We start from the raw sequence: 12,916 nt of genomic DNA on the forward strand, positions 1-12,916 counted from the left end.
TCTTCATAGTGTTTCGGTGGTGTTAGCGGAGGGGAAACGCCCGGTCCCATTCCGAACCCGGAAGCTAAGCCCTCCAGCGCCGATGGTACTGCACTCGTGAGGGTGTGGGAGAGTAGGACGCCGCCGAACATAATTTGCCCGGTGCGGGTCGAGTTGAGCCTTACAGGTTCCTCGACCCGCACCGGGCCTTTTCACGTTGTACCTTCGTGAGCGTGCCGAAGCCGCTGCTCGTCATCGACGCCGCCAACGTCGTCGGATCCGTGCCGGACGGCTGGTGGCGCGACCGAGCCGGCGCCACGACCCGCCTGCGCGACTCCCTCACCGACCTCGCCGCCACCGGACTCCCCCAGACCGGCCACCCCATCGACGTGATCCTCGTCGTCGAAGGCAAGGCCCGCACCGTCACCAGCTCCGACACCGTCCAGGTGCACCTCGCCCCGCACTCCGGTGACGACGCCATCGTCGAACTGGTCGCCGACGAGTCCACGAGTGGCCGGCCGATCTACGTCGTCACCGCCGACCGCGGCCTACAACGCCGAGTCGCCGTCTATGGCGTCGAGATCCTCGGGCCACACACCGTGCGCTGAGCGCCCGTTCACATGCTGGACCGTGGAACACCGCACTCCCCTGCTGGTGTTGACTCACGGTGTGACCACAGCGAAGCGTCGTGCCCGGGTTCGTGCTCCTGAGCTGGTGGGGCGTGGGTGGCTGAACACCGGGGGGAAGGCGATCACGCTGGCGGATCTGCGGGGGCGGATCACGCTGCTGGACTTCTGGACGTTCTGCTGCATCAACTGCCTGCACGTGCTGGACGAGCTGCGGCCGTTGGAGGCGGAGTTCGAGGACGTGCTGGTGACGATCGGGGTGCACTCGCCGAAGTTCGCGCATGAGGCGGACGCGGATGCGCTCAAGGCGGCGGTGGAGCGGTACGAGGTGCACCACCCGGTGCTCGACGACCCGAAGCTGACGACGTGGCAGAACTATGCGGTGAAGGCGTGGCCGACGCTGGTGTTGGTGGACCCGGAGGGGTACGTGGTGCACGTGGCCGCCGGCGAAGGGCACGTGGAGGCGCTGCGGAGGATCATCGCGGAGCTGATCGACGAGCACGAGGCGAAGGGGACGCTGCGCCGCGGGGACGGACCTTATGTGCCGCCGCAGCCGCAGGAGACGGAGCTGAGGTTCCCGGCGAAGATCGCTGTGACGCCAAGGGACACGCTCCTGGTGACGGACTCGGCGCACCACAGCGTGGTGGAGCTGGCGAACGACGGTGAGACGGTGCTGCGCCGCATCGGGACGGGCGAGCGCGGGCGGGAGGACGGCGGACCGGACGAGGCGACATTCGCGGAGCCAGCGGGGATTGCCTTGTTGCCCAAGGAAATCGCGGCGGAGGTCGGCTACGACGTGGTGGTCGCGGACACGGTGAACCACCTGCTGCGCGGCATTGACCTGAGCACGGGTGACGTCACGACGGTGGCCGGCACGGGCGAGCAGTGGCGCATGGGCGACACCGACGGGCCGGCGGACAAGATCGACCTGACGAGCCCGTGGGACGTGGCCTGGTGGGCGCCGGCCAACGGTGTTGTTGTTGCCATGTCAGGAAATCACACGCTGAGCTTGTTCGACCCGATTGCGGGGACGGTGCGGCGCTTCGCCGGAACGACGGTGGAGGGACTGAAGGACGGCCCGGCGCTGGAGGCGTTTTTCGCGCAGACCTCGGGTCTTGCCGCGGACGGCGACAAGCTGTGGCTGGCCGACTCGGAAACCTCGGCCCTGCGGTGGATCGACCGCGACTTCGAGGTGCACACGGCGGTGGGCCAGGGACTGTTCGACTTCGGCCATCGCGACGGCGCGGCCGACCAGGCGCTGCTGCAACACCCGCTCGGCGTGGCGGTGCTGCCCGACGGAAGTGTGGCGATCGCGGACACGTACAACTCGGCGATTCGGCGCTACGAGCCGGAAACCGGTGAGGTGTCGACGCTGGCGACCGATGTCGCCGAGCCGTCCGGGGCGGCCATTGTGGACGGTGAGCTGGTGGTGGTGGCTTCGGCGGCGCACCGGCTGGAGCGGCCGGTGCCGCCGGGGGTGTCCGCGAAGCTGGTCGCCGGCGAAGCGCACCAGGTGCGGCGGCCGCCGTCGGACATCGGCGTCGGCGAGCTCGAACTGGCCGTGGTGTTCACGCCGCCGCCCGGCCAGAAGCTGGACGACCGCTACGGCCCGTCCACCCGACTGGAGATCACGTCCTCGCCGCCGGAGCTGATCGCCGCCGGAGCCGGCGAATCCACTGACCTGACAAGGAAGTTGACTATCGCGGCCGGCTTCACCGAGGGCGTGCTGCACGTCGTCGCGCAGGCCGCCAGCTGTGACGACGGTCCGGGCGTCGAGCACCCGGTGTGCCGGCTGACCCGACAGGACTGGGGTGTCCCGGTCCGCGTCTCGCCGGCCGGCCCGGCCCGGCTGGCCCTGGTCATGGGCGGGGTCGACGAGCAGGCGAAGTAGACTTGCCGCCGTGGCAGAGTCGAAGCTCCAGATCCAGATGCTGCACGACCGGGTGCTGGTGAAGATTTCGCCGGAGGACGGTGAGCGGCGTAGCAGCGGCGGCATCGTCATTCCGGCCACCGCGCAGGTCGCGAAGCGGCTGGCCTGGGGCGACGTGCTCGGTGTCGGCGGGCACGTGCGCAACGTCAAGGTCGGCGACCGGGTGCTGTTCAACCCCGAGGACCAGCTCGAGGTCGAGGTGCAGGCCCAGACCTACACGGTGATGCGGGAACGCGACATCCACGCGGTCGCCACCGAGGAGACCGAGACGGGCACCGGCCTCTACCTCTAGAGGCCCTGCTCCTTGGCCCGGCGGCGCTGCTGCTCGGCCCGCTCCCGGCACTGGCGCAGGAACTCCGCGTCGTCGTCCGGGTTCACCGCGACGTGTCGGCCGGGTCGGTCGTACTCCGGGAACCGGGACGGCCGCGACGGTGCCGAGCGGACGCGCGGCCGGCCGATGGCCAGCCACAGGATCGAGCCGACCAGCGGCACCAGCAGGACCACCAGCAGCCAGAACATCTTGGGCAGATGTCGGCACAGCGAGTCGTCGGTGACGATCACGTCGGCCAGGCAGAAGACCCACAGACAGAAGATCGCCACGCCGACGGCGCCGTCGAAGTAGAGCACCGGTCACTCCCCCACTCGGATTTCGGTCGACGCCGATACTGGCACGGACCCCTGACAATCCGCGCGAGAGTCGGCAAAACAGGCGTCGGGCAGGTGGGCATCCTCGCATGTGGATCTTGTTGTGTCCGGCGGTTTCCGGTGGGGTGCCTCACGGTTTTCGCCGCCCCGACCGGCCAGGCGCTGACGGCCGGCACCTACGACGGCGCCACCGATCCGAACTACGGCAACAACGTCACCACGGACACCACGACCGTCGTGACCCTCAAGAAGGTCTGATCCCGCAACGCGAAGGGCCCCTCCGCCACAAGCGGAGGGGCCCTTTGTCGTCAGCGGCTCAGAACGCGGACTCGTCCACGTCCATCAGCGCGTTGTCGGTGGTCTCGGCGACCTTGCGGCGGGCGGTCAGCTCGGGCAGCACGGTCTTGGCGAAGAAGTTCGCCACCGCGACCTTGCCCTCGTAGAACGCCTTGTCCTTGGCCGAGGGGTTGGCGGCCAGCGCGGCCAGCGCCACCTCGGCCTGGCGCAGCAGCAGCCAGCCGACGAGCACGTCGCCCGCGGACAGCAGCAGCCGCACCGTGTTCTGGCCGACCTTGTAGACGTTGCGCACGTCCTCCTGGGACGAGGTGAGGAAGCCGATCATCGTGCCGAGCAGGCCCTGCAGGTCCTGCAAGCCCTGGGCCAGGGCCGCGCGGCCCTCCTTGAGCTGGCCGTTGCCGCCCTCGTTGTCCAGGAACTTCTGGATCTCGTTGTTGATGAAGCCCAGCGCCTGGCCCTTGTCCCGGATGATCTTGCGGAAGAAGAAGTCCAGGGACTGGATGGCGGTCGTGCCCTCGTACAGGCTGTCGATCTTGGAGTCGCGGATGTACTGCTCGATCGGGTAGTCCTGCAGGAAGCCGGAGCCGCCGAAGGTCTGCAGCGACTGGGCCAGCTGCTCGTAGGCGCGCTCGGAGCCGACGCCCTTGACGATCGGCAGCAGCAGGTCGTTGATCGCCGAGGCCAGCTTGACGTCGCCGGCGCCCGCGGTGATCTGGTCCTGGAAGGTCGCGGTGTAGAGGTAGACCGCGCGCAGGCCCTCCGCGTACGCCTTCTGCAGCATCAGGCTGCGGCGCACGTCGGGGTGGTGGGTGATGGTGACCCGGGGCGCGGTCTTGTCGGTCATCTGGGTCAGGTCGGCGCTCTGCACGCGCTCCTTGGCGTAGGCCAGGGCGTTCAGGTAGCCGGTGGACAGCGTGGCGATGGCCTTGGTGCCGACCATCATCCGGGCGTGCTCGATGACCTGGAACATCTGCGCGATGCCGTCGTGCACGTCGCCGAGCAGCCAGCCCTGGGCGGGCACACCGTGCTGGCCGAAGGTCAGCTCGCAGGTGGTGGAGACCTTCAGGCCCATCTTGTGCTCGACGTTGGTGACGAAGGCGCCGTTGCGCTCGCCCAGCTCGCCGGTGTTGGTGTCGAAGTGGAACTTCGGCACCAGGAACAGGCTCAGGCCCTTGGTGCCCGGCTTCGACTCGATGCCGGGGCCCTCGGGGCGGGCCAGCACCATGTGCATGATGTTCTCGGTCATGTCCTGGTCGCCGGACGTGATGAACCGCTTCACGCCGTCCAGGTGCCAGCTGCCGTCGGGCTGCAGCACGGCCTTGGTGCGGCCGACGCCCACGTCCGAGCCGGCGTCGGGCTCGGTGAGCACCATCGTGGCGCCCCAGGCGCGGTCGATGGTGATCTGCGCCCAGCGCTTCTGCTCCTCGTTGCCGTTCTTGTGCATGATCGCGGCGAAGCTGGCGCCGGCCATGTACATGAAGGCGGCGGGGTTGGCGCCCAGGATCAGCTCGGCGGCCGCCCACTGCACCGACGGCGGGATGCCGAAGCCGCCCAGCTCGTCGGGCAGGGACAGGCGGTACCACTCGCCGTCCCACAGCGCCTGGTAGGACTTCTTGAACGACTCGGGCAGCGTGGCCGAGTGCGTCTTGGGGTCGAACACCGGCGGGTTGCGGTCGGCGTCGGCGAACGACTCCGCCAGGGGACCGGTGGCCAGATTGTTCAGCTCCGACAGGACGCCACGGGCGGTGTCCTCGTCGGCCTGCTCGAACGGCCCGGTGCCGAGGCTGTCCTGGACGTTGAACACCTCGAAGAGGTTGAACTCCAGGTCACGAACGTTGCTCTTGTAGTGGCCCATGGCTTCCTTGCTCCCCTACTAGCCGGTAACAACAGGATATTACCTGCCAGTAACCCCGGCAAGGCCGTTCGCCCGGTTGTGGCTGATCCTTAGAGTGCCGCCCGGCTGAGCGTGACCATCCGGATACCCAGACCGACCAGCACCAGCCCGCTGACCCGGTCCAGCCAGCGGCGCACCACCGGCCGGCTGAGCACCCGCCGAGCCAGACCGATCGCCAGCACCACGAGGGTGTAGTAGCTCGCGCTGAGCGCCATCTGCACGGCCGCGAGCACGAACGTGTCCAGCAGCGGGTTGCCGTCCGGCGGCAGGAACTGCGGCAGCAACGCGAGATAGAGCACAGCCGCCTTGGGGTTGGTCACATTGGTCATGAAGCCGGCCCGCAGCGAGGCCAGCGGGCTGTGCCGCACGCCCGCGGCTTCGACCAGGTCGGCCGGCTCGCGCCGGGACCGGCGCAACGACTGGACGCCCAGCCAGCACAGGTAGACCGCGCCGGCCACCTTGAGCACCACGAAGGCGATCTCGGAGGTGCGGACCAGCACGGTCAGGCCGAACGCGGACGCGGTGGCCCAGACGATCAGGCCCATGGTGTTGCCGGCCACAGTGGCCAGGCCGGCCGCCCGGCCGGAACGCAGCGACTGCGTGAGCATCACCGCGAGCGACGGACCCGGGGCGATGATCATCAATAAGCAGGTGACGACGAAGGCCAGGGAGATCACGGCCTCTAGTTCACCTGTCCGTGCCGGCCACCAGCAACCCGATTCGGTAGGAGATGGCCACGGCGTGTGCCCGGTCACGGGCCCCGAGCTTGCGCAGCATCCCCTTGATGTGGGTCCGCACGGTCTCCACCGACACGAACAGCGCGGTGGCGATGGCCCGGTTCTCCAGGCCGTCGGCGATCAGCTGGAGCACCTCGAACTCACGACGGGTCAGCAGGCCGGAGCCGGGCGGGGCGTCGGCGTCGGTGGCGGCCAGCAGCGGGGCCAGCGCCGCGTCGACGTAGCGGCGGCTGATCGGCGTGTTGTGGATGGCCTGGACGACCTGCCCCGGCTCGGCGTGTCTGGCCACCACGCCGCGAGCGCCGCGGCGGAACGCCCGCTGGGCGAACTCGGCGGTGCAGTGGGCCTCGCGCAGCAGCGTCAGCACGACCAGGCGCTCGTCCTGTTCGGTGAGCACACGGGTGAAGTGGCCCAGCGGGTCCAGCGCGGAGTCGATGAGCAGCACGTCGGGCTGGAGCCGCTCGTGCAGCTGCACGGCCGTGCGGTGGTCGCGGGCGGCACCGCTCCAGTGCAGTCCCGGAGTCCGGGTGACCAGCGTGGATAGTCCCTCGCGGAACAGGGGCACCTGGTCGAGCAGGGCCACGCCGATGGTGGCGTTGCGACGCCGCTGGACGGGGGCGGTGCGCTGGCCCGCGATGTGGGGTGCGGTCATGCGGGGCTCCGATCTTTCCTCCCTCGGGGTAGAGGGGACGCCGGCGCCGAGCGGCGCTGACGCCATGGCGGTCGGAGCAGCGCGTTTCTCCCCCAAGTGGGTGACGATCGGGCCGGATGTTCACCTACCTGAAAGTCAGTCACAAATGTGACTCAATAGCTCGGGAGGGGGTGGCGCCGGTTGAAATACGCACGTAGGACCTACGTCACACATCCTGAGTGGATGCCGGGTCCGTCCGCCGCCGGATCGCGGTCTTCCGCGTGGAACCGACTCGCACCGGGTCGGCGCAGAGAAACGAGGCGATCTGGCGTGCAGCAAACGGAGGGTCTGCCGGCACGGCGGAACATCAACAGAGGAACGCTGTTCTTCTTCGGTGCCCTCGGCGGCATCCTGTTCGGCTACGACCTGGGCGTCATCTCAGGTGTCCTGCTGTTCATCAAGAAGATCTGGTCGCTGAGCGCGCTCCAGCAGGGCTTCGTCAACGGAGCACTCGCGGCGGGCGCCATCATCGGCGCGCTCCTGGTCATCAAGCTGGCCGACTCGCTCGGCCGGCGGCGCACGATCATCGTGGCCGCCAGCGTGTTCGCCCTCGGCACCATCGGCTGCACCTTCGCGCCGTCGTTCGAGGTGCTGGTGGCGTTCCGGTTCATCGTCGGCATCGCGGTCGGCGCGTCCTCCGCGACCGTGCCCACCTACCTGGCCGAGTTGGCCCCGGGCAAGGTTCGCGGCCTGCTCTCGTCGCTGAACCAGCTCATGATCGTCAGCGGCATCCTCATCGCCTACATCGTCGACGACGTGCTGGCCGACTCGGCCAACTGGCGGGCGATGATCGCGGCGGCGATCATTCCGGCGGTGGTCCTGCTGGTCGGCATGCTGCGCATGCCGGAGACGCCGCGCTGGCTGCTCAAGAACGGCCGCGAGGAGGAGGCCCGGGCGGTGCTCAACAGCACGCTGCAGGGCCAGGGCGTGGACGAGGAGTACAACGAGATCAAGGAAGTCATTCGCCTCGACGGCCAGCAGGCGAAGGGCACGCTCAAGGACCTGACCGCCAAGTGGGCCCGGCCGGCCCTGGTCGTGGCCCTGATCCTGGCCATCGGCCAGCAGTTCTCCGGCGTCAACGCGGTCAACACCTACGCCCCGATCATGTTCCAGAACCTGGGCTACGGCGCGTCCGCCGCGCTGCTGGCCTCGGTCGTGCTCGGCATCGTGAAGGTGCTGTTCACGGTGGGCGAGATGTTCGTGGTCGACCGCTGGGGTCGCCGTCCGCTGCTGCGGGTCGGCGGTCTGCTGATGGCCGGCACCCTGATCGTGCTCGGCCTGTGCGTCACCCTGATCACCAACACCAGCGTCATCGGCCCGATCACCCTGGTGCTGCTGATCCTGTTCCTGGCCGGGTACGAGCTGGGTTGGGGCGCGGTGGTGTGGGTGATGATCGGCGAGGTGTTCCCGCTGCGGGTGCGCGGCATCGGCACCGGCACCGCGAGCGTCGTGCTGTGGGCGGCGACGTTCACCATCACCTTCGTGTTCCCGGTCATGTACACCGGTCTCGGCCTGGCCACCTCGGCGTGGATCTTCGCGGCGGTCTGCATCGTGCTGGTGCTGCTGGTGACCAAGTTCGTGCCCGAGACCAAGGGCCGCACGCTGGAGCAGATCGAGCTGGACCTGCGCGAGCGCGTGAACGTCTGAACTGTCGGACCCCCTGGGTAGCGTCGGCGGCATGGCTACCCGACTGGACAACGTGGTCGTGGACGCGGTCGACCCGGTCGCCCTCGCGGGCTTCTGGTCGGCCGCCCTCGGCCGCACGATCACCCATCAGGATGAGAACGAGGTCGACGTCGGCTTGCCCGGCTTCGACCTCGTTTTCGTTCCGGTGGCCGAGCCCAAGACCGGGCAGAACCGAGTGCACCTGGACCTGGCCAGCGACTCGGCCGAGGACCAGGCGGCGATCGTGGACCGGGTGCTCGGGCTGGGCGCCCGGCACATCGACATCGGCCAGGGCGACGTGCCGTGGGTGGTGCTCGCCGATCCCGAGGGCAACGAGTTCTGTGTGCTGGAGCCGCGGGACGAGTATCGCGGCATCGGGCCCGTGGCCGCGGTTGTCGTCGCCGCCCGGGATCCCTTGGCGCTGGCCCGGTTCTGGTCGGAGGCGACCGGCCGGCCGGTGAGCCGAATCAGGTCCGACTGGGCCTCCCTGCCCGCCGATGTCGGCGCCTGGCTGGAATTCATCGCCAGTCCGTCCCTCTGGGAGGGCAAGAACCGCGTACACCTCGACGTCCGCCCGCTGGCTGGCGACGACCACGCCGTCGAGGTGGCCCGACTGCGCTCCGCCGGCGCCGTGACCGCCGATGTCGGGCAGGGCGACGCGCCCTGGGTGGTGCTCGCCGACCCCGAAGAGAACGAGTTCTGTGTGCTCCGCCCGGCGGGCTCATCCATCCGAACGGGCGATTAGGGCCTTACGACTCTGCGGACCGCCAGCGGGGCTGCGTACCGTGCTGATCGCGCGGCGATCCGCGCACGTGTGGAGAACTCGTCCTGCGGACGCCCCCCGACGCAGGACGAGCCATCCGCCGAGCCGCGCTCACCTGCCGGCTCGTCGTTCACATTCGATCGTCGAGCCGGGACGGTGACCGTCATGGAGCTCATCGCCTTCGCCCCCGCCACCGACCTGGCCCGCGCCGTCGCGTTCTACGGCTCCGTCCTCGGTCTCACCCACGAGGAGACCACCCCCTTCGCCGCCGTCTTCCGCGCCGGCCCCGTCATGCTCCGCGTGACCAAGGTCGAGTCCTTGCAGCCGCAGCCCTTCACCGTGCTCGGCTGGTCCGTGTCCGACATCCGCGCCACCGTCGCCGACCTCACCGCCCGCGGCGTCGCCTTCACCCGTTACGACGGCATGGGCCAGGACTCCCTCGGCATCTGGACCACGCCCGACGGCTCCCAGATCGCCTGGTTCCGCGACCCCGACGGCAACACCCTGTCCCTGACCCAGTTCGCCTAGTTGCGGCCGAATTTGCCTTCTGCCACCTCGTAAATGCAGCGGACGCCATGCCTGGACAGCAAGTCGACGAGGTCGGCCTTCGGGAGTTCCGGCAACAGCACCGCGAGGTGCTCGTGCTCCACGTACCTGGCGTAGTCCAGCACCTGTCCCAAAGCCAGCCGGACGTACTCCCGCTCCGCCGACCCCTTCGCCTCGATCAGCTCGGCCCGGTCCACGTCGTACAGGTCGACCCGAAGGGGCCTTGTCTCGCCAGGCAGCAGGATTCCCTTCGCGATGACGCTGTGCTCGTCCTTCCGCCGCCACTCCCGGAAGCGCTTCACCAGCTCTGCCTCGACCCGGCTCGCGTTCCGCTTGGAGGTCCCGCTCACGGGGAACGTCCTCGTGCGGTGTGCCTCAACCGGCATGTCGAAGACCACCGGAAACGCGTTGCGGCTCGCCACATCCGGTGTCTTCACCTGCTCTGGTCGAAGTCCGAGCAACTTCGCTCGCAGCGCGCGTGCCTCCGCCATCATTTCCGTGGGGTTGTCGACGAACTCCCGAGCGACCGAGGCATCCAGCCTGCTGCCCCACGTCTGCTTGCCTCTGTGATCGAGATGGTTGGCCGCTATGTCCGCCATCTTTCTCGCCACGCTGTTGATGTTGCGAAAGTCTGGGCCGTGCTCCTCAAGGGGGTGGAACTCCGCCGTTTGAAGGAGTTCCGACAGCTCGATGACTCGCGGGTCGCGCTCGGCGTCGGGCAGCTGCCGCCAACTGTTGGCCGCCAGGACCACGCAGGCGAGGATGGTCTCCTCGCGGGTCCACGGTCGCACCGGAAAGTACTTCACCGTGAAGTCCAGCGCCGCCATCCGCCGCGCAACCGTTTGGTCGCCACCGGAGAAGTCCCCCGCGGCCATGCCCAGCGCGGCCCCGGCGATCGCCTTCGAGTCGTAGAGCTTCCCTTCAACCTCAAGGAAGTACGACTTCGCCTTGCCGAAGCCGTACCTCCGGAGGAACTCGTCCCGACCGAGTTCGTCGAACTCGGCCACCGCCTTCAGAACGTCCGCGCGCGTCAGGTCCCCCAGAGCCATCCGGACAGGCTAGCGGTCAGCCCAGGCCGATCTGCTGGTAGAAGTTCGTGTTGTCCCAGAACAGGAATTCCTCGTCCATCGTGCCCTGGCGGTTCCAGATGCCGACGGTGGCCATGTTGATGGAGTACTTGCGGCCGGTGGGGGCGATGACGCCGCCCTTGCCGTCCGGCATGGGGCGGGTGAAGGTGCCCTGCATGACACCGGTGACCGCGGTCAGGTTGTCCTTCGCGACGCGGAGCGGGTGGCTGTGGATGTGGGTGTCGGGGGCCCAGACGAACATCGCGGCCAGGTCGGCGATGTGCTTGTCGATGCCGTCGGTGTAGTGGCCGTCGGGCCAGTGCACGCGGATCGTGCGGGCGTGGCTCTCGTGCAGGCGGGCCCAGTCGGCCTGGGAGAAGACCACGAAGTCCAGTTCGTCGAACGTCTTGAGGTGCTGCCGTTCCTGCGCGCTCAGGTTGGACGGGTAGGGCGGGTTGGGCACGGGCGTCGATGCGGGGTCCGGCAACAGGTTCGGGTGCGCGTCGGCGGCGAAGGCCGTGCCGTCGGCGACTGCGGTCAGGGCCAGCGCGCCGAAGACGGCGGCGCCGCCGCTGCAGATCAGGGTCCGGCGGTCGATCATGGGGTCCTCCTCGAAAGATGGTGGCGGCCCTCATGAAACGTCCGGCCTTCGCGCCGGGCCATCGCCTGCTGTGGCCCGACTCATTCATCAGGTTTATGGCATGGCAGCCACCGATAAGCTGTGGTCGTGTCCACCGCCCAGGACCTGGTCGCACTCCGCTCGTTCCTCGCCGTCTACCGGACGGGCGGCGTGGCCCGGGCCGCCGAGCAGTTGGGTTTGTCACAGCCCGCGGTGTCCCATCACCTGCGCACCGTCGAGACCTTCACCGGCCGGCCCCTGTTCGCCCGGTCCGGCCGGGGCATCGCCCCCACCGAGGCCGGCCACGTCCTCGCCGCCGAGGTCGCCCCGCACCTGGACGGTCTCGACCTCGTCATCGACGGCCGTCGCACCCTCGACGCCGGCCCCGTCTTCCTCGGCGCCCCCGCCGCCCAGTTCGACCACCACATCGCCACCGCCCTCGGCCCCCTGGTCGACCAGGGCGTCTGCCTCCGCCACCGGGTCGGCCTGTCCGACGACCTCATCGCCGCCCTGCTCGACGACCGCCTCGACATCGCCGTCATCACCAAGATCGAGGGCACTCCCCGCACCCGGCTGCACCTTCGCCACTGGTTCGACGAGGAGTTCGTCCTCATCGGCCGCCCCGACCAGCCCCCGTTCCGCATCGAGGACCTCACCTCACGCCGCTTCGTCGGCTACTCCGAGGCCATGCCCATGCTGCGCCGCTATTTCCGCTCCTGCTGGGACCTCCCCGCCCCGCACGCCGCCGTCACCATCCCGGACATGACCTCGATCCTCGCCTACGCCGCCGACAGCACCCTGCTCTCCGTCGTCCCCATCCACCACGCCCGCGCCGCCCTGGACGCCGGCCGCCTCGCGATCCTCCACCGCCCTCCCGCCCCCGTTCTGAACCCCATCTACCTAGCCACCCGCCGCGGCCGCCAATCCCGCCCCCACCTGAAAACCGTCTTCGACGCCCTCCTGGCCACGGCCTGAGAGGAAGGAATGAGCGAGACGGCCCAGCCGTGGGATCGGGCAGGCAGAGCGCGAGGGGGATGGAAGCGAAGCGAGATCAGCGAAGGAAGGCCACAGCAACCGCAAGCGGCAGCTGAGAAAGTTGAGGGCCGCAAGAGACATCAAAACGGCCCAGGCAAACCACAGCGGCAGTCAGGGACCAGCAGCCAAGCCTCCGGCCGAGCGAAGCGAAGCCCTACCTGGCGACCCAGGGCGAGCGAAGCGAAGCCCCCCAAACGGAGCCTTCAACCCGGAGTTTGGGGGTCAAGGGGGCGAAGCCCCCTTGCTTGGGGTCTGGGGCGAGAGCCCCAGAAAACACTGCGAGGGGCCCAGGTTCGCGCATTCCGCGAACGCAGACCCCTCAGCACCGAGCGGGTGACGGGAATCGAACCCGCGTTTACAGCTTGGGAAGCTGTCATTCTACCATTGAACTACACCCGCATGATCGTCCGTAGCTTACACGA

Annotated in this window: 14 protein-coding genes, 1 tRNA gene and 1 rRNA gene; 9 read left to right on the forward strand and 7 right to left on the reverse strand. The window is 68.8% G+C overall.

The window, feature by feature from the left end; all coding sequences use genetic code 11:
• The first annotated feature begins 12 nt into the window (after positions 1 to 12).
• The 4 genes from rrf (at position 13) to JJ691_RS39625 (ending at position 2,827) form a co-directional block, all read left to right on the forward strand.
• Positions 13 to 129: ribosomal RNA gene (gene rrf / locus JJ691_RS39610) — 5S ribosomal RNA — on the forward strand.
• A gap of 83 nt (positions 130 to 212) precedes the next feature.
• Positions 213 to 587 (forward strand): NTP pyrophosphohydrolase, encoded by a 375-nt coding sequence (locus tag JJ691_RS39615; protein ID WP_211764612.1) that lies wholly within the window; start codon positions 213 to 215, stop codon positions 585 to 587.
• Between the two features lie 61 nt (positions 588 to 648).
• Positions 649 to 2,496, forward strand: coding sequence for an NHL domain-containing thioredoxin family protein (locus JJ691_RS39620; RefSeq protein ID WP_442912509.1), 1,848 nt, complete (start codon positions 649 to 651; stop codon positions 2,494 to 2,496).
• Between the two features lie 37 nt (positions 2,497 to 2,533).
• Positions 2,534 to 2,827: a GroES family chaperonin gene (locus JJ691_RS39625; protein WP_442912799.1), complete on the forward strand. Its 294-nt coding sequence runs from the start codon at positions 2,534 to 2,536 to the stop codon at positions 2,825 to 2,827.
• Here JJ691_RS39625 and JJ691_RS39630 read toward each other — a convergent pair.
• Complete coding sequence (locus JJ691_RS39630; RefSeq protein WP_211764615.1) at positions 2,824 to 3,162, reverse strand: PLDc N-terminal domain-containing protein; 339 nt, start codon at positions 3,160 to 3,162, stop codon at positions 2,824 to 2,826. The genes JJ691_RS39625 and JJ691_RS39630 overlap by 4 nt on opposite strands.
• A 138-nt stretch (positions 3,163 to 3,300) precedes the next feature.
• Here JJ691_RS39630 and JJ691_RS39635 point away from each other — a divergent pair, with 138 nt between their 5' ends.
• On the forward strand, positions 3,301 to 3,438 hold the full coding sequence (locus JJ691_RS39635) for a hypothetical protein (RefSeq protein ID WP_211764616.1): 138 nt from the start codon (positions 3,301 to 3,303) through the stop codon (positions 3,436 to 3,438).
• Positions 3,439 to 3,496: 58 nt separating this feature from the next.
• Here the strand turns inward: JJ691_RS39635 and JJ691_RS39640 are convergent, their stop codons facing one another.
• The 3 genes from JJ691_RS39640 to JJ691_RS39650 all read right to left on the reverse strand — a co-directional run bounded on the left by JJ691_RS39640 (position 3,497) and on the right by JJ691_RS39650 (position 6,760).
• Positions 3,497 to 5,332 (reverse strand): acyl-CoA dehydrogenase, encoded by a 1,836-nt coding sequence (locus JJ691_RS39640; RefSeq protein ID WP_211764617.1) that lies wholly within the window; start codon positions 5,330 to 5,332, stop codon positions 3,497 to 3,499.
• Positions 5,333 to 5,421: 89 nt separating this feature from the next.
• On the reverse strand, positions 5,422 to 6,048 hold the full coding sequence (locus tag JJ691_RS39645) for a LysE family translocator (RefSeq protein ID WP_211764618.1): 627 nt from the start codon (positions 6,046 to 6,048) through the stop codon (positions 5,422 to 5,424).
• A 10-nt stretch (positions 6,049 to 6,058) separates the two neighbouring features.
• Positions 6,059 to 6,760 carry a response regulator transcription factor gene (locus tag JJ691_RS39650; protein ID WP_211764619.1) on the reverse strand — a complete coding sequence of 234 codons (702 nt, stop codon included), beginning with the start codon at positions 6,758 to 6,760 and terminating at the stop codon, positions 6,059 to 6,061.
• Positions 6,761 to 7,069: 309 nt separating this feature from the next.
• Here JJ691_RS39650 and JJ691_RS39655 point away from each other — a divergent pair, with 309 nt between their 5' ends.
• From JJ691_RS39655 to JJ691_RS39665, 3 genes are all read left to right on the forward strand, one after another.
• Complete coding sequence (locus JJ691_RS39655; RefSeq protein ID WP_249227305.1) at positions 7,070 to 8,446, forward strand: sugar porter family MFS transporter; 1,377 nt, start codon at positions 7,070 to 7,072, stop codon at positions 8,444 to 8,446.
• A gap of 31 nt (positions 8,447 to 8,477) precedes the next feature.
• Positions 8,478 to 9,209, forward strand: coding sequence for a VOC family protein (locus JJ691_RS39660; RefSeq protein WP_211764621.1), 732 nt, complete (start codon positions 8,478 to 8,480; stop codon positions 9,207 to 9,209).
• A 183-nt stretch (positions 9,210 to 9,392) separates the two neighbouring features.
• Complete coding sequence (locus JJ691_RS39665; protein WP_211764622.1) at positions 9,393 to 9,755, forward strand: VOC family protein; 363 nt, start codon at positions 9,393 to 9,395, stop codon at positions 9,753 to 9,755.
• Here the strand turns inward: JJ691_RS39665 and JJ691_RS39670 are convergent.
• Positions 9,752 to 10,822, reverse strand: a complete 1,071-nt coding sequence (locus JJ691_RS39670) for a hypothetical protein (protein WP_211764623.1) — start codon at positions 10,820 to 10,822, stop codon at positions 9,752 to 9,754. The genes JJ691_RS39665 and JJ691_RS39670 overlap by 4 nt on opposite strands.
• Before the next feature lie 16 nt (positions 10,823 to 10,838).
• Positions 10,839 to 11,441, reverse strand: coding sequence for an ester cyclase (locus tag JJ691_RS39675; RefSeq protein WP_211764624.1), 603 nt, complete (start codon positions 11,439 to 11,441; stop codon positions 10,839 to 10,841).
• A 126-nt stretch (positions 11,442 to 11,567) separates the two neighbouring features.
• Here JJ691_RS39675 and JJ691_RS39680 point away from each other — a divergent pair, with 126 nt between their 5' ends.
• Complete coding sequence (locus JJ691_RS39680; RefSeq protein ID WP_211764625.1) at positions 11,568 to 12,434, forward strand: LysR family transcriptional regulator; 867 nt, start codon at positions 11,568 to 11,570, stop codon at positions 12,432 to 12,434.
• A 388-nt stretch (positions 12,435 to 12,822) separates the two neighbouring features.
• On the opposite strand, the gene JJ691_RS39685 is transcribed toward JJ691_RS39680, so the two are convergent.
• Positions 12,823 to 12,893, reverse strand: a tRNA-Gly gene (locus JJ691_RS39685).
• Positions 12,894 to 12,916 lie beyond the last annotated feature (23 nt).

This window comes from Kutzneria sp. CA-103260 (assembly GCF_018263855.1).
Classification (GTDB): Bacteria; Actinomycetota; Actinomycetes; order Mycobacteriales; family Pseudonocardiaceae; genus Kutzneria.